This window comes from Streptomyces sp. NBC_00210, from assembly GCF_045160975.1.
Classification (GTDB): domain Bacteria; phylum Actinomycetota; class Actinomycetes; order Streptomycetales; family Streptomycetaceae; genus Streptomyces.
On record NZ_CP108120.1, the window covers coordinates 1,161,219 to 1,176,825 of the forward strand.

Below are 15,607 nucleotides of genomic sequence, written 5' to 3' on the forward strand. Positions count from 1 at the left end.
TCATACTGGGCAACTGTGTCGCACCAGTCGCAGCAACAGCAGACCGATCAACTCCCTTACAACGCACACGATGTACTGGTCGTCGGTGGCAGCGGCGTGGACACGGTCGTCCGCGTGGAATCGCTGCCCGTCCCGCTCGCGGACTCCGTCGGCGTCGGCCCGATCCGCGAATGGCCCGGCCACACCGGCGGCAATGTGGCCCTGGGCTGCCGGGCACTCGGACTGAATGTCACCCTGCTCGACTACGTCGGCGACGACTGGCCGGGTCGGCAGGTCCGGGAACGGCTCGCGGCCGGCGGGGTGGCCTTCGAGCCGCTGCTCTCCCCGGCCGGGACCCGGCGCGCGGTCAATCTCGTCGACCCCGCCGGCCGCCGGATGTCCTTCTACGACGGCCGCGATCCGGCGGACCTGCGGATGCCACGCGAGGTCTACCTCCCCCATCTGCGGCGGGCCCGCCATGTCCATCTCTCGATCGTGAACTTCGCCCGGTTCCTCTACGACGACATCGAGGAGCTGGGCACCCCGGTCTCCACCGATCTGCACGACTGGGACGGACTGGCCGACCACCAACGGGAGTTCGCGCTCCGCTCGGACCTGGTCTTCCTCAGCGCGGCGGGCGCGGGTGAGCGGATCGCGTCGGTGATGCGCGAGATCCTGCGCGACGGACGGGCCCAGGCGGTGATAGCGACGGCGGGCGCCGGGGGCTCGTATCTCCTCACCCGTGAGGGCGGCAGCACACCGCGCCCCGTCCCCGGGGCGGTGCCGCCGGCTCCGGTGGTGGACTCCAACGGTGCGGGCGACGCGTATGTCTGCGGCTTCCTCTACGGGCGGCTGGCAGGCCGGGACCTGGAGGACTGCGCCCGGCTCGGCGCGCTGGCGGGCGCCCATGCCTGTACGGGCGAGGGCAGCACGGCGCTGATCAGCGCGGCTGAACTCCACTCGGACCGAGTCTGAAGAGCGGCCGGGGTCGCGGGTGCGTCACGGCACCCGCACCCGGCACCGCTACAGAGGCAGCAGATTGGGGCGCTTGGCCTCGACATGGTCGCCGGAGCTCTCGCCGCGCAGTCGCCGCCCGATCCATGGCACCAGATGCGTGCGCGCCCACTGGATGTCGTCCCGGCGCACCTCGAGCGGGCCGCGCGGCGGCTGCGGCGGCCACGGCTGGTCCGGGTCGGCGGGCACTTCGATGCCGAGCACCTGGGCGGCGCGCAGCGCGACCCTGGTGTGTCCCTCGGGCGACAGATGCAGCCGGTCGGCGTCCCAAGCCCGCCTGTCCTGCACGGACTTGAGCGACCAGAGGTCCAGTACGGGGCAGTCGTATCGGTCGGCGATGGCCCGGACATGCGCGGTGTACGTGGCGATCTTGCCGCGCAGATGGCGCAGCACCGGCACGTCGCGCGTGTCGAAGCCGGTGGTCACCATGACCGTGCCGACAGCTCCGGTGAGCTCGGCGACGGCCCGCTCGAAGCGCTCGGCCACGTCGTCTGGGTCGGTGCCCGGCCGGATGATGTCATTGCCGCCGGCGCAGAACGTCACGAGATCCGGGGCGAGTTCCTTCGCCCTCGGCACCTGTTCCGCCACGATCTGGTCGAGGAGACGGCCGCGTACGGCGAGATTGGCGTACCTGAAGGCGTGTTCCGGCATCCGGTCGCCGAGCAGGACCGCGAACCGGTCCGCCCAGCCGACGTACGTCCCGTCGGGGCCCGGGTCTCCGACGCCCTCGGTGAAGCTGTCACCGATAGCCGCGTACGACCCGAATGCGCCACTGTTCTTGTCTCTCGAATCGTCTGCCACGAGTCCATATCTTTCCCTTACGGGTGTGACTTACGCGACCGTAAGGAGGGGTTGACGAGGGGTGATCTATGCCACCGGTCAAGTTTCGCCCAACCCGGAATACGCCGAATCCCCTCGCGCCGCTGGGGGATTCGGCGCGAGGGGATCGGCTGGACCGGTGGATCAGATCGAGACACCGTGCTGGCGCAGGTACGCCAGCGGGTCGACGTCCGAGCCGTAGTTCGGGCCGGTACGGATCTCGAAGTGCAGGTGCGGACCGGTGGAGTTGCCGGTGGAGCCGGACAGACCGATCTGCTGGCCGCCGCTCACGCTCTGGCCGGCGGAGACGGCGAGCGAGGAGAGGTGGCCGTACTGCGAGTAGCTGCCGTCGCCGTGCTGGATGACGACCTCGTTGCCGTACGCGCCGCCCCAGCCCGCGGAGACCACGGTGCCCGGACCGACGGCCTTGACGGTGGTGCCGGTGGAGGCGGCGAAGTCGACACCGGTGTGGTAGCCGCTGGACCACATGGAGCCGGCGAGGTGGTACGGAGTGATCACGGTCGCGCCGCTGACCGGTGCCGTGAAGCCGGAGCCGCTGGTCTGCGAGGCGCTCGCCGAGTCACCGGAGGAGGACTGCACGGAGGCCTTCGAGGCGGAGTCCTGAGCGTCGGAGGAGGACTTCGCCTTGCGCTCAGGGCGCGGCTTCGACTCGTCGTGAGCCTTCGCCTTCGACTTCCCGCCGAGGGTGAGCTTGAGGCCCGGGTGGATCAGCGAGGGGTTGTCGCCGACCTGCTTGCGGTTGTCCTCGTACAGCTTCTTCCAGCCGCCGCGGACATGGTGCTCGTCGGCGATCTTGGAGAGATAGTCACCGGCGACGACGCGGTAGGTGGTGAGGGCGGCCTGCTTCTTGGCCACCGGGGCCGCGGCGGCGGTCGTCGGCACCTGCGAGGTGGCGGCGGTCACCGCCGTGTGGGAGGTCGCTGCGGGCGCGGTCTGGCCGGCCGCATGGGCGCCGGCGGCGCCCATCAGCGGAAGGGCGATGGCGGCGCCACCCGTACCGGCGGCGACGACTCCGCGGGTGATCGGGCTGGTCCTGGGACGGCGGTGCTTACCCTTTCCGGGCATGGCGCATTCCTCTCCGGCGCCTGCGAGGTGAGCTGTCGGGTTCGGGCTGGAGATGCCCGGTCGCGCAAAATGCACGACTTAACCCCAAGCCGTCCCGGATGTCCGGAATCGGCATACTTCCTGGGTCCCCCGCTCCTGCCACGCGTGGGTGGGTTTCGAATTCCGGGCGGCGGCAGGATTAGGCGGTCCGTCCGGATTGACGGTGACGCTAAACGAGCCGGATCAAAAGGAACAAGCCACTGCTTTCGCCGATCATGGGCCACCGCGGCATCAAGGGGAAATTTCCCGTCACCCTCCGTGGACCCGGGAACCGCAACTCTCCGACCGGTAAGGGATTTCACACCCCGCACGCCGCCACAGACCGTCACGAATATGATCCTGCTCACGCGTCGTGACCCATCTCCTTTACAGTCGGGGCACGTTATATCTAATCGTCCAATTCGGACAGAAGCGTCATTTAATGACGATGGCTCTCACTTACGTCCACATTCCCGCCTTTTTGGCCGGAGGAATTCCACCGCGCTACCTCTGGCCAGTCCCGCCGCGAGTCGCCTCAGCGGCGGCGCAGCCTGATCACGGTGGCGTCCAGGTCGCCCTTCAGTCCGGTGTGCAGTCCGTGGTGCAGCAGCACGGCCCCGCGGTGTACGGCGCCGGTGTCCACGCACTCGTAGCCGGCCGCCGGGTCGATGCCGCGCAGCCGCAGCCGCGGCGGCTGCTCTCCGTAGTGCTGAGCCTGCAGCCAGGCGAGTACGACGGTCTCGTCGCCGCGGACGTACTGCACGGCGCTGAGCCCGCCCTCGGGCGGCTTGAGCCGGTACAGCTCGCCGTGCTGCACCAGCGGCCGGATCTGCTTGTAGAGCTCCACCCAGCCACGCGCCTCGGCAAGCTCCTCCTCGCTCCACTCGGTGAGGTCACCGCCGACCCCGAGCACACCGGCCATCGCGCTGACGAAGCGGAGGCGGAGCGTGCTGACGCGGCCGTTGAGCTGGACATTGGGGCTGTCGGTGACCCAGGCCGCCATGACCCGCGCGGGGTGCAGCTGGGTGAAGCCCTGCTGGATCGCGAGCCGGTCCAGCGGATCGGTGTTGTCCGAGGTCCACACCTGGTCGGTGCGGGAGAGGATCCCGAGGTCGATCCGGCCGCCGCCGCCCGAGCAGGACTCGAAAGCGACGGACGGATGCGCGGCGCGCAGCCGGTCGAGAAGTGCGTACAGCGCGTGCACATGCTCGACCCACAGCCTCTGCGGGTACGGTTCGCCGGGCCAGCCCGCGTCCGTGAAGCAGCGGTTGAAGTCCCATTTCACATAGTCGACGGGCGCGCTCGAGAGCAGCCCGTCCAGCTGGTCCCAGAGGTACTCCTGTACGTCCTCGCGGGCGAGGTTCAGCACAAGCTGGTTGCGGAACTCGGTCCTGACGCGGCCGGGGTGGTGCTGTACCCAGTCGGGGTGCGCGCGGTAGAGATCGCTGTCCGCGTTGACCATCTCCGGCTCGACCCAGATCCCGAACTGCATCCCCAGCGCGTGCACTTCGTCGGCGAGCGGCCCCAGTCCACGGGGAAAGCGTTCGGCGTTGGGGGTCCAGTCGCCGAGTCCTGCGCGGTCGCTGGTGCGCTGCCCGAACCAGGCGTCGTCCACGACGAACAGCTCGATGCCCATGGCGGCGGCCCGCTGGGCGAGCTCGCGCTGCTGCTGCTCGGAGATGTCGAAGCCGGTGGCTTCCCAGGAGTTGTAGAGGACCGGGCGGTCCCTCGCTGCGTCGGGGACGATGTGCGCCAGCTGCCAGGCGTGCCAGGCGCGGCTGGCTCCGCCGAATCCGCCGTCGCTGAACAGCCCGGCGAAGACGGGCGAGGTGTACGACGCGCCGGGTGCGAGCCGCAGCAGTCCTGAGTCGTCGTAGCCCGCGCCGCCGGTGATCTGCACCAGTCCGTCGGGCAGCTGCTGTACGCAGATCCGCCACGATCCGGACCAGCCGAGCGCGCAGCCGTAGACCTCACCCTGCTCCTCGGTGGCCCCTTCCGCATCGAGTGCGACCCACGGCAGGTGCTGGTGCCCGGTGTGGCCGCGGCGGCTGCTCAGCACCTTCTCGCCATAGGTGAGCTCGGAGCGCACGAGCAGCGACTCGGCCGCCCAGCGGCCGTGCAGTTGGCTGAGCCGCCAGCGCTCGCGCTGCGGCAGCGTCCAGACGGCGGCGTCGGCCCGCAGCAGCTCCAGGCCGGGCCCCTCACCCATATGAGTGACGGTCACCCAGCGCTCGATGACATCGGAGTCGTCACGCATGCGGTGGTGGAGTGTGAGGCCGAGGCCGTGCACGGCGTCGCTGAAGCGGAGCCGCAGTTCGTCGCCGTCCAGAGCGGCGTCGGCGAAGGTCCACTCGGTGCCGCGCACCTCGGGTGTCCGGACGGAGAGCGCCGGGCGGACGAAGCGCGGACCGCCTTCGACCGGGTATTCCTCGTGCCCGTCGAGCTGAGACTCGAACGGCCAGTACGGGGGCGGGCCCTGGGCCGCGAGTGCCTCCGCGTCGGCGGTCGAGATCCGCGGCCCCCAGTGGATATGGACCAGTTCGTCATCATCGGTCAGGTGCAGTGCATAACTGCTCGCGGGTCCGGAGAGGACCCATGTACGACCCTTGCCAACACACTCGATCATCCCGACCCCTCAGATCCTCACAGGTCCGCACAGGCCCGCACATCATCCGACGGGAGGCTCCGCCTGTGCAACGCTCTTGCGGAGACGGCCGAGATGATTGCCTGATGAACCAGTGTCGTATCGTCGGGATCGCGCCCTCGTCGGCGACCAGCGCCGACGGCAGTGACTTCAGGAGCCCTTGGTGACGCAGCAGCTGCCGCAGGTCCCGTCGACAGAGCCCCCACTGTCCGGAGTGCGCAACTTCAGGGACGTGGGCGGCCTGCCGACCGTGGACGGCCGGCAGATACGGGCCGGACGGCTCTTCCGCAGCGGCCACCTGGCGCACGCGACCGAGACCGACGCCTCGTTCCTCGCCACGCTGGGCCTGCACACGATCTTCGACTTCCGCAACGCGGCCGACATGCGCCTCGAGGGCCCGGACGTCGAGCTGCCCGGCGTACGGAATGTGAATCTGCCACTCAGCGACCCGGCGGACGGCGCCGAGTTCTGGCGGATGGTCCGGGACGGCAACCTCGACCAGCTGCGGTCGATCCTCGCGGACGGCAAGGCGGCCGGGAGGATGTCGGCCTCGTACCGGACGATGATCAAGCACCGCACCGCCGAGCACAGCCAGGTGCTGCACGCGCTCGCCGCCGACAGTGTCCCCGCCCTGATGCACTGTGCGGCGGGCAAGGACCGCGCCGGTCTGTCCATCGCCATCTCGCTGCTGGCGGTCGGCGTCGAGCGGGACGCCATCGAGGCGGACTACCTCAAGTCCAATGACCCGCACCGCCGCTATGTGGTCCGCCGCAGCGACAACTCGCCGGCGGGGATGTCGCCTGAGGTCATGGAGCTGCTGAGGCCGCTCTTCGACGCGCGCGCCGAGTACCTTGACGCGGCCTTCGAGACGATCGAGCAGACCTGGGGCGGCACCGAGCGGTATCTCAGCGAGGGCCTGAAGGTGAGCCCCGAGACGCGGGACCGGCTGCGCGAGCGGCTGCTCAGCGAGGCGTGAGCCGCCGCGGCGGGGGACCTCCTACCCGTTGCCGCCGAGCGTGAACAGCAGGTAGAGGAAGGCGGCGAACAGATGGCCCGCCACCAGATAGGCGAAGAGCCGGATCACCAGCCCCCGGGGAAACTTCCCCTCTTCGTTGTGCTTGGACATGGCAGGCCTCTCAGGTGTGTCAGGAATGCGGATGGATGTCCGGGCTCTGCAGCAGGGTGTGGACGAACAGCAGCTCGGCCCCCTCGGGGGTGGCTGCCGCGATGCGGTGCGGGGTCATGGAGTCGAAGTGCGCGCTGTCACCGGGGCTCAGCTCGTGCACCGTTTCGCCCAGACCCAGCCGCACCCGCCCGTCGAGGACGTACAGCCACTCCTCGCCCGGATGCACCCGGACGAGATTGCCCTGGGTGCCGTACGGCACCACCAGCCGCAGAGCCTGCATGGCCCGGCCGGGCCCGCCGGTCTGGTGGTAGGTCCAGCCCTCGGCGACCGTCGGTTCACGGCTCCCGGCGCGAATGATCGGCTCACGATCCGGGACCGTCTCGCCGAGCAGCTCGGCAACGGTCGTACCGTAGATGCGGGCGAGCGCGAGCAGCATCGGCAGCGAAGGCTGGCGGTGGCCGGTCTCGAGACGGGACAGGTGGGCGGGGGAAAGCCCCGCACGCCGCGCGGCCGCTTCCAGGGTGAGACCGCGCCGGCGGCGCAGATCGCGCAGCCGTGGTGCGACTTCGGGCAGCGTGGTGTCCGCCGCCACTTCGGGAGGGGTGGTCATATGCCCATTGCGCCAGGAACCTGCCTCTGAGGCAAATTTCTTGTCCCAGAGGCAAAAGCGGCAAGGTCAGCGGTTGGCGACGGCCTGCTTCACCAGCGTCTTGCCGAAGTCCCACATCAGCCCGCCACCGCCGTGGGCGTCGTCCATCACGGCCGTGAAGGCAGCCACGAACCGCTCCACCTCCCGCTCGCCGATGGTCAGCGGCGGAATCAACTTGATCACTTCCAGATGATCGCCGGAGACCTGGGTGAGGATCCGGTGCTTCTGCAGCAGCGGCACCACGACCATCTGCGCGAAGAGCCCCTTGCGGGCCGCCTGCAGCATGGTCCAGCGGCTGCGCAGCCTGATCGAGTCCGGTCGCCCGAACTCGATGCCGATCATCAGGCCACGCCCGCGCACCTCGTGCAGCAGCTCATAGCCGTCGACGAGCGCGGCAAGACGTGACCTCAGCAGCTCGCCGGTCACACGGGCGTTGGCGACGACCTGCTCGTCCTCGATCACCGAGAGCACGGCGAGCCCCGCGGCCATCGCCTGGGCGTTGGAGCCGAAGCTCGCCGAGTGCACCAGCACCCGGTCCATCGACGAGTAGACCTTCTTGAAGATCCAGTCCTTGCCGAGGGTCGCTCCGACCGGGACATAGCCGCCCGACAGCGCCTTCGCCACGCAGAGAAGATCCGGCTCGACTCCTTCCTCGTGCTGGTAGGCGTAGAAGTCGCCGGTCCTGCCGAGTCCGGTCTGCACCTCGTCGGCGATCAGCAGCGCCTTGTGCCTGTGCAGCAGCTCCTGTGCCGCGTACAGGAATCCGGGCGGCGTCTCGTGCACGCCCTTGCCCTGGATGGGCTCCACGACGAAGCCCGCCACATCGCCGCGCCCCAGCTCCCGCTCCAGTGCGGCGAGATCGCCCATCGCGATCGCCGTGTCGGGCAGCAGCGGGGCGAATCCGTCCCGGAACCCGGACTCCCCGTTGACCGACAGGGACCCGGTGGTCAGCCCGTGGAAGGCGTGCGAGCAGTAGAGGATCCTCGGCTTCCCGGTCGCGTACCGGGCGAACTTCAGAGCCGTCTCGACCGCCTCCGTACCGCTGTTCCCGAAGAACACCCGGTCCAGGTGCGGACTGTGCGCCAGCAGCTTCTCGGCGAGCAGGCCGGGCAGCGGCTGGCAGTCGAAGCGGGTGAGGTCGGCGAGCGAGGCGTCCAGGACGTCGTGCAGCGCCTTGCGTACGACGGGGTGGTGCCGGCCGAGCCCCATCACGCCGAAGCCCGCGAGCATGTCGAGGTAGTCGTTGCCCTCGGCGTCCCAGAAGTACGCGCCCTCGGCCCGCTCGTACACCTTGTCGAAGCCGATGGTGTGCAGCATGCGCGGCAACTGGTGGTTGAGATGTCGGGCATGCAGCTCATAGCGCTCGGCTCCGCGCTCCGCGAGGAGTCTCGCCAGATCGAAGCCCTTGAGCGGCTCGGTCATTCCTCAGCTCTCCTTGACTGGCTCTGCCTGACGAGACCGGCCGGCCGGCTCTCCCTGACGGGACTGGGTCTCCTTGACCGCCATGGCGGCACTGATCCGTCCCGCGATCTCCACCGGTGTGAGCCCGATGTCGGCCAGCACCTCGGCGCGCTTGGCGTGCGCGAGAAACTGCTCCGGGATCCCGAAGGTGCGCAGCGGCACATCCACTTCCGCGTCGCGCAGCGCCTGCCCGACGGCAGAACCGACACCGCCGTTACGACTGTTGTCCTCCACCACGGCCACCAGACGGTGGTTCGCGGCGAGCGGTGCGAGCTGTTCGTCGACGGGCTTGACCCAGCGCGGGTCGACGACGGTGCAGCCGATGCCGCGCCCCCGCAGCAGCTCCACCGCCTGCAGACAGACGGGCGCGAGGGCTCCCACCGATACCAGCAGCACATCGGCGTCCTCGGCCCGGTGCAGCACGTCCATCCCGCCGATCCGCGTGATCGCCTCGACCGGCTCGCCCACCGACTCCTTCGGGAAGCGCAGCACGGTCGGCGCGTCGTCCACCTCGACGGCCTCGCGCAGCTCTTCGCGCAGCCGGTCGGCGTCGCGCGGCGCGGCGATCCGCAGCCCCGGCACGACCTGCAATATCGACATGTCCCACATGCCGTTGTGGGAGGGCCCGTCGACGCCGGTGACCCCGGCACGGTCGAGCACGAAGGTCACTCCGCACCTGTGCAGGGCCACATCCATCAGCAGCTGGTCGAAGGCGCGGTTGAGGAAGGTGGCGTACACGGCGACGACCGGGTGCAGCCCGCCGGTGGCGAGCCCGGCCGCGGAGACGGTGGCGTGCTGCTCGGCGATGCCGACGTCCCACACCCGGTCGGGGAAGCGCTCGGCGAACCGGGTCAGGCCCACGGGGTGCAGCATCGCGGCGGTGATCGCCACGACGTCCGGCCGCTCGGCCCCTATCTCCGCGATCTCGTCCCCGAACACGGAGGTCCAGGAGGGCCCGTCGGCGGGCGTGAGCGGCTCGCAGGTCAGCGGGTCCATCACGCCGACCGTGTGGAAGCGGTCGGCCTCGTCCTCCAGGGCGGGCTGGTAGCCGCGTCCCTTCTCGGTCAGACAGTGCACGAGGACGGGCCCGTGAAAGCGCTTCGCACGGCGCAGCGCGGACTCGACGGCGGCGATGTCGTGCCCGTCGATCGGCCCCACGTACTTCAGTCCCAGATCCTCGAACATCCCTTGCGGCGCGAACGCGTCCTTGAACCCCTTCTTCGCGCCGTGCAGCGATTCGTACAGCGGCTTCCCGACGACGGGGGTTTGCTGCAGGACGTCCTTGCCCCACGCCAGGACGCGCTCGTAGCCATCGGTCGTACGGAGCGTGGCGAGGTGGTTGGCGAGGCCGCCGATCGTCGGCGCGTAGGAGCGCTCGTTGTCGTTCACGACGATGATCAGCGGGCGGTCCTTCGCCGCGGCGATGTTGTTGAGCGCCTCCCAGGCCATGCCGCCGGTGAGGGCGCCGTCCCCGATGACCGCGACGACATGGTGGCTGCTGCCCAGCACCTGATGGGCCTTGGCCAGTCCGTCCGCCCAGCCGAGCACGGTCGAGGCGTGGGAGTTCTCGATGACGTCGTGCTCGGACTCCTCGCGCGAGGGGTAGCCCGAGAGCCCGCCCTTGCCGCGCAGCTTGGAGAAGTCCTGCCGGCCGGTGAGCAGTTTGTGTACGTAACTCTGGTGCCCGGTGTCCCACAGGATGCGGTCGGCGGGCGAGTCGAAAACTCGATGCAGGGCGACGGTCAGCTCCACAACACCGAGGTTGGGGCCCAGATGGCCCCCTGTCCTGGCCACCGCATGGACCAGGAACTCTCTTATCTCCTCGGCGAGTTCTTCGAGTTCCGCATCAGTCAGCGCCTTGAGATCGTGCGGCCCCCGGATGCTCTCAAGAATCGTCACGGTCGGACCCCCTTCACATCCTGTTCAGCTCACGGTGACGGCGGGCGACCCCGAGGCCACCCCTTCGCCCTCCATGGATTCGGCGATTTTCATCGCCTCTTCGATGAGGGTCTCGACGATCTTCGACTCGGGCACGGTCTTGATGACCTCACCCTTGACGAAGATCTGGCCCTTCCCATTGCCCGACGCCACGCCGAGGTCCGCCTCACGGGCCTCGCCGGGGCCGTTGACGACACAACCCATGACGGCGACGCGCAGCGGCACCTCCATCCCCTCGAGGCCGGCCGTGACCTGGTCGGCGAGCTTGTACACATCGACCTGGGCGCGGCCGCAGGAGGGGCAGGAGACGATCTCCAGGCGGCGCTGGCGCAGATTCAGCGATTCCAGGATCTGGATGCCGACCTTGACCTCCTCCGCCGGCGGGGCGGACAGCGAGACGCGGATGGTGTCGCCGATGCCCTCGCTGAGCAGGGCGCCGAAGGCGACGGCCGACTTGATCGTGCCCTGGAAGGCGGGTCCCGCCTCCGTCACCCCCAGATGCAGCGGATAGTCGCTGGCCGCGGCCAGTTGCCGGTAGGCGTTCACCATGACCACCGGGTCGTTGTGCTTGACCGAGATCTTGATGTCGCGGAAACCGTGCTCCTCGAAGAGGGACGCCTCCCACAGCGCGGACTCGACCAGCGCCTCCGGCGTCGCCTTGCCGTACTTCTGCAGCAGTCGGCGGTCCAGCGAACCGGCGTTCACCCCGATCCGGATCGGAATGCCCGCATCCGAGGCGGCTCGGGCGATCTCTTTCACCTTGTCGTCGAACTGCTTGATGTTGCCCGGGTTCACGCGCACCGCCGCGCAGCCCGCGTCGATCGCCGCGAAGACGTACTTCGGCTGGAAGTGAATGTCCGCGATCACCGGGATCTGCGACTTCCTCGCGATCGTGGCCAGCGCATCCGCGTCGTCCTGGGTCGGACAGGCCACTCGTACGATCTGGCAGCCCGAAGCGGTCAGCTCGGCGATCTGCTGCAGCGTCGCCCCGATGTCCGAGGTACGCGTCGTCGTCATCGACTGCACCGACACCGGCGCGTCCCCGCCGACGGCCACCGGCCCGACCTGGATGCGCCGCGAGGTGCGGCGCATCGCGATCGGCCGGGCCGGCAGCTCGGGGAGCCCCAGTGCGACAGGCTCTCCTGCAGACATCACGTCACCCGCGGTTTCCCGAGACGGTCTCGCGTGCCGCCCTGAGGGACTCCTTGAGGGAGCCCATCGTGGCGAGGACGGCGGTGGGCTCATAGCCGCAGTGCGCCATGCAGTTGGCGCACCGCGGGTCCTTGCCGCGGCCGTACTTGCTCCAGTCGGTCTCCTCGATCAGCTCCCGGTAGGTGGGAACGTATCCGTCGGCCATCAGATAGCAGGGGCGCTGCCAGCCGAAGAGCGAGTAGTTGGGGATCGCCCACGCCGTGCAGGGGAAGTCGGCCTTGCCCTCCAGGAAGTCGAGGAAGAGCGGCGAGTGGTTGAGCCGCCAGCGCCGCCGGTTGCCGCCCGCGAAGGACTTCTTGAACAGCTCGCGGGTCTGCTCGACGCCGAGGAAGTGCTCCTGGTCGGGCGCTTTCTCGTAGGCGTACGCGGGCGAGATCATCATCTCGTCCACCTTGAGGTCGTCATTGAGGTAATTGAGCACCTCGATGACGGTCTGCGGGGTGTCGGTGTTGAAGAAGGTCGAATTGGTGGTGACCCGGAAGCCGCGCCGCTTGGCCTCCTTGATCGCCTCTACGGCCTCGTCGAAAACCCCTTCCTTGGCAACCGATTCATCGTGTCGCTCGCGCAGTCCGTCGATGTGCACGGCGAAAGCGAAGTACGGAGAGGGTGTGAAGTTCTCGATCTTCTTCCGCAGCAGCATCGCATTGGTGCAGAGGAAGACGTACTTCTTCTTCTGCACCAATTGCCGCACGATTTCGTCGATCTGAGGATGCATCAGAGGCTCGCCGCCCGCGATGGAGACCATCGGCGCCCCGGACTCGAGTACCGCGCCGACCGCCTGCGCGACCGGCATGCGCTGCTTCAGAATTCCGGCCGGATGCTGGATCTTCCCGCAGCCCTCGCACTTCAGATTGCAGGCGAAGAGCGGCTCCAGCTCGACGATGAGCGGGAACTTCTCACGCTTGCGGAGCTTCTGTTCAATGAGATACGTCCCGACCCTGATGGTCTGACGAAGCGGCATGGCCATCTAGCTCACCTCCTGGGGAGCAGCAACGAACGGTGCCATTCGAAGAAAGCGGGAAGGATGGCACGAAGAACACGGAAAGCAGATATTCCACCGCGGACCGTGCCAATCCGGACCAGTTCATGCTCTGGAGCGTCCACGACCACCCGGACGGCCGCAACCGGGCGCGGCCCGGTGCTCAGAGCGCTGCGCAGCGTCGCCGCGGATTCCATGTCCACCGCGATCGCGCCGGTGGCCAGCAGCTCGGCCCGCTCGTGACCGCGCACGACATGGTCGGAGCCGGTCAGCGGTCCGGTGTGCACCCTGCGTCCGGGCACTGCCCTGGCGACCGCCTTGACCAGCAGTTCCGTGTCCGTGCAGACCGTGCGGCCGGCCGCGTGGCGGGTCTCGTCGGCCACGACGAGGTCGCCCGGGTGCATGCCCGGGGAGAGCCCTGCGCAGAAGCCGGACGCGACGACGGCGGCGTCCAGCAGCTGCTCCGCGCCGAGCGCGGCGCGCACGGCCCTCTCCGCGCTCTGTGGGCCCATGCCGGTGCGGAGCACGGTCACCCGACCACGAGCGCCGCTGCGGTCACCGCTGCGCAGGGCGAGCTTTTCGATGCCGAGCGCACAGGCGATCAGCAGCGGCGCGGCGGAGCCTGAGGGCTCCGGGGAACCGTCCATCAGCCCCCCTCACGGGTGTCCGTGCGGTCGAACGTGCGGCCGACTGTGCGTTCGAAGGGATCCCCGTTCACGTAGCGGCCGAGCGCCGTGAGCGGAAAGACCTGCCGGTAGAGGTGGTAGTTGATCGAGAAGTCCCAGGGGAAGCCGGTGCCGGTGAAGTGCGGCTCGTCCCAGGACCCGTCGGCCGCTTGAGTCTCGGCGAGCCGGACGACGCCCCGCTCGACCGCGTTGCTCTCGCGCTCCCCCGCCGCGAGGAGTGCGAGCAGCGCCCAGGCGGTCTGGGAGGCGGTGGACTCGCCGTGCCCGATCCACTGCTGCTCCCGGTAGGAGCGCAGGTCCTCGCCCCAGCCTCCGTCGTCGTTCTGGACGGATTCGAGCCAGCGGACGGCCCGGCGGATCGCCGGGTGCGATACGGGCAGCCCGGCCGCGGTCAGCGCGGGCACCACCGCCCCTGTTCCGTATACGTAGTTGACGCCCCAGCGGCCGAACCAGGCTCCGCTCGGCTCCTGTTCGGCGAGCAGCCACTCGATGCCGCGCCGGGTACGGGGGTGGTCGGCCTTGCCCTCGACGGCCAGCATCTCGACGACATGTGCCGTGACATCCGCCGACGGCGGGTCGATCACCTCGCCGAAGTCGCAGAACGGCAGCCGGTTGGGGAACGCGCTGGTGTTGTCGGCGTCGAACGCGGCCCAGGCGCCGTTCCTGGACTGCATACCCAGCGTCCAGCGTCCGCCCCGGCCGATCGCCGCGTCGACCCGCTTCGGATCGGGGTGCCGCACCCGCCGCAGGGCGAGGATGACCTCGGCCGTGTCGTCGATGTCCGGGTAGTTGTCGTTGTGGAACTCGAAGGCCCAGCCGCCGGGGGCGAGCCCGGGCCTGCGTACGGCCCAGTCACCGGGCCGTACGATCTCCTCGCACAGCATCCAGTCCGCGGCCTTGACCAGCGCCGGATGATCGGGGGCAAGACCGGCGTCGGCGAGTGCGACGGTGGCGAGGCAGGTGTCCCAGACAGGCGACTGACAGGCTTCGATCATGCGTGCCCCGTCGTCGCGCCAGATGGCGAACCGGTCCAGCGATTCGAGACCCGCTCGCATGACGGGGTGATCGAGGTCGTAGCCGAGCAGATGCAGCGCGATGACGGAGTACACGGCGGGCGGCTGGATGCCGCCCCAGCAGCCGTCGTTCTCCTGGCGCTCGATGATCCAGCGCGCCGCGGCGTTCATCGCGACCCGGCGCAGCCGGCGCGGCGCGACCTTGTGGTACGCGTGCAGGACCCTGTCGGCGCGCTGGAAGAAGCCGTCCCAACTTGCGGCAGACGCAAGGGGCTTGGACGGGCTCGGTACCCGGGCATCGGTGTGCAGCTCGTCGAGTGCGAACGGCGCGGGCCGTACCGGACGCTTCGCCGAGACGACGGTCAGCGGCACGATCGTCTGCCGCGCCCAGCAGCCGAAGTCGTAGATGTTGAGCGGGAACCACTTGGGCAGGAAGATCAGTTCGGGCGGCAGCTCGGGGAGATCGTCCCACTTCCACCAGCCGAAGAGCGCCAGCCAGATCCGGGTGAACACCCGGCTCGCGGCGATCCCGCCGCGCTGCCTGATCCAGGCGGAGGCGCGCGCCATGTGCGCCTCGTCCGGCCGGTCGCCGGCCAGCCGCAGCGCCACATACGCCTCGACGGTGGTGGAGAGTTCGCCGGGGCCGCCGTAGAAAGTGCCCCAGGTGCCGTCCTCGCGCTGCTCGCCCCGGATGAAACGCGCGGCCGCCTCGGTTGTCAGGGCGTCCTGGATACCGAGGAACTGACGGAGCAGCAGATCCTCGGCGTCCATCGTCACATTGGTCTCGAGGTCGCCCTTCCACCAGCCCTGGGCATCCTGCCGGCCCAGCAGATACTCGACGGAGCGTTCCGCGGCCCGCCCGGCGGCCTGGAAAACGTCGCTCGTGGCGGGAGTTGTGTCGGTTGTTTCAGTGGCCGCGGCTGCACCGGACCCCGCGGGCCCGATGCTTCCGTCGGTCGTCGCTGTCATGGCTTCCCCTTCGG

At 69.2% G+C, this 15,607-nt stretch carries 13 protein-coding genes and 1 riboswitch; of the genes, 2 read left to right on the plus strand and 11 right to left on the minus strand.

What is annotated here, in order from left to right:
• Positions 1-75 precede the first annotated feature (75 nt).
• Complete coding sequence (locus OG729_RS05260; RefSeq protein ID WP_405811054.1) at positions 76-954, plus strand: carbohydrate kinase family protein; 879 nt, start codon at positions 76-78, stop codon at positions 952-954.
• A 48-nt stretch (positions 955-1,002) separates the two neighbouring features.
• Here OG729_RS05260 and OG729_RS05265 read toward each other — a convergent pair whose 3' ends face one another.
• The 3 genes from OG729_RS05265 to OG729_RS05275 form a co-directional block, all read right to left on the minus strand.
• Entirely contained in the window at positions 1,003-1,794 is a 792-nt protein-coding gene (locus OG729_RS05265; protein ID WP_360865966.1) for an SGNH/GDSL hydrolase family protein, read from the minus strand.
• 162 nt (positions 1,795-1,956) lie between these two features.
• On the minus strand, positions 1,957-2,898 hold the full coding sequence (locus OG729_RS05270; RefSeq protein WP_405804602.1) for a peptidoglycan DD-metalloendopeptidase family protein: 942 nt from the start codon (positions 2,896-2,898) through the stop codon (positions 1,957-1,959).
• Between the two features lie 4 nt (positions 2,899-2,902).
• A riboswitch (cyclic di-AMP (ydaO/yuaA leader) is annotated at positions 2,903-3,059 on the minus strand.
• Positions 3,060-3,451: 392 nt separating this feature from the next.
• On the minus strand, positions 3,452-5,542 hold the full coding sequence (locus tag OG729_RS05275; RefSeq protein WP_405804603.1) for an alpha-galactosidase: 2,091 nt from the start codon (positions 5,540-5,542) through the stop codon (positions 3,452-3,454).
• A 181-nt stretch (positions 5,543-5,723) separates the two neighbouring features.
• Between OG729_RS05275 and OG729_RS05280 the strand changes: the two genes are divergently transcribed.
• A complete protein-coding gene (locus OG729_RS05280) occupies positions 5,724-6,536 on the plus strand; it encodes a tyrosine-protein phosphatase (RefSeq protein WP_405804605.1) in 813 nt (270 codons plus the stop codon).
• Positions 6,537-6,557: 21 nt separating this feature from the next.
• Here OG729_RS05280 and OG729_RS05285 read toward each other — a convergent pair whose 3' ends face one another.
• The 8 genes from OG729_RS05285 to shc form a co-directional block, all read right to left on the minus strand.
• Positions 6,558-6,686: a DUF6126 family protein gene (locus tag OG729_RS05285; protein ID WP_360865978.1), complete on the minus strand. Its 129-nt coding sequence runs from the start codon at positions 6,684-6,686 to the stop codon at positions 6,558-6,560.
• Positions 6,687-6,705: 19 nt separating this feature from the next.
• Complete coding sequence (locus OG729_RS05290; RefSeq protein WP_405804606.1) at positions 6,706-7,296, minus strand: XRE family transcriptional regulator; 591 nt, start codon at positions 7,294-7,296, stop codon at positions 6,706-6,708.
• Positions 7,297-7,362: 66 nt separating this feature from the next.
• A complete protein-coding gene (locus OG729_RS05295) occupies positions 7,363-8,757 on the minus strand; it encodes an aspartate aminotransferase family protein (RefSeq protein WP_360865982.1) in 1,395 nt (464 codons plus the stop codon).
• Positions 8,758-8,760: 3 nt separating this feature from the next.
• Positions 8,761-10,695 carry a 1-deoxy-D-xylulose-5-phosphate synthase gene (gene dxs / locus OG729_RS05300; protein ID WP_405804608.1) on the minus strand — a complete coding sequence of 645 codons (1,935 nt, stop codon included), beginning with the start codon at positions 10,693-10,695 and terminating at the stop codon, positions 8,761-8,763.
• Between the two features lie 24 nt (positions 10,696-10,719).
• Positions 10,720-11,886 carry a flavodoxin-dependent (E)-4-hydroxy-3-methylbut-2-enyl-diphosphate synthase gene (gene ispG, locus OG729_RS05305; RefSeq protein WP_360865987.1) on the minus strand — a complete coding sequence of 389 codons (1,167 nt, stop codon included), beginning with the start codon at positions 11,884-11,886 and terminating at the stop codon, positions 10,720-10,722.
• A gap of 4 nt (positions 11,887-11,890) precedes the next feature.
• Complete coding sequence (hpnH, locus tag OG729_RS05310) at positions 11,891-12,913, minus strand: adenosyl-hopene transferase HpnH (protein ID WP_360865990.1); 1,023 nt, start codon at positions 12,911-12,913, stop codon at positions 11,891-11,893.
• Between the two features lie 5 nt (positions 12,914-12,918).
• Positions 12,919-13,572 (minus strand): 1-hydroxy-2-methyl-2-butenyl 4-diphosphate reductase, encoded by a 654-nt coding sequence (locus tag OG729_RS05315; RefSeq protein WP_405804611.1) that lies wholly within the window; start codon positions 13,570-13,572, stop codon positions 12,919-12,921.
• Positions 13,572-15,593, minus strand: a complete 2,022-nt coding sequence (gene shc / locus OG729_RS05320) for a squalene--hopene cyclase (RefSeq protein WP_405804613.1) — start codon at positions 15,591-15,593, stop codon at positions 13,572-13,574. The genes OG729_RS05315 and shc overlap by 1 nt, the downstream gene beginning before the upstream one ends.
• Positions 15,594-15,607 lie beyond the last annotated feature (14 nt).

Coding starts and splice junctions, on each gene's coding strand:
- OG729_RS05270 (WP_405804602.1), bottom strand. CDS start 2,898: ATGCCCGGAAAGGGTAAGCACCGCCGTCCCAGGACCAGCCCGATCACC.
- OG729_RS05275 (WP_405804603.1), bottom strand. CDS start 5,542: ATGATCGAGTGTGTTGGCAAGGGTCGTACATGGGTCCTCTCCGGACCC.
- OG729_RS05285 (WP_360865978.1), bottom strand. CDS start 6,686: ATGTCCAAGCACAACGAAGAGGGGAAGTTTCCCCGGGGGCTGGTGATC.
- OG729_RS05290 (WP_405804606.1), bottom strand. CDS start 7,296: ATGACCACCCCTCCCGAAGTGGCGGCGGACACCACGCTGCCCGAAGTC.
- OG729_RS05295 (WP_360865982.1), bottom strand. CDS start 8,757: ATGACCGAGCCGCTCAAGGGCTTCGATCTGGCGAGACTCCTCGCGGAG.
- ispG (WP_360865987.1), bottom strand. CDS start 11,886: ATGTCTGCAGGAGAGCCTGTCGCACTGGGGCTCCCCGAGCTGCCGGCC.
- hpnH (WP_360865990.1), bottom strand. CDS start 12,913: ATGGCCATGCCGCTTCGTCAGACCATCAGGGTCGGGACGTATCTCATT.
- OG729_RS05315 (WP_405804611.1), bottom strand. CDS start 13,572: ATGGACGGTTCCCCGGAGCCCTCAGGCTCCGCCGCGCCGCTGCTGATC.
- shc (WP_405804613.1), bottom strand. CDS start 15,593: ATGACAGCGACGACCGACGGAAGCATCGGGCCCGCGGGGTCCGGTGCA.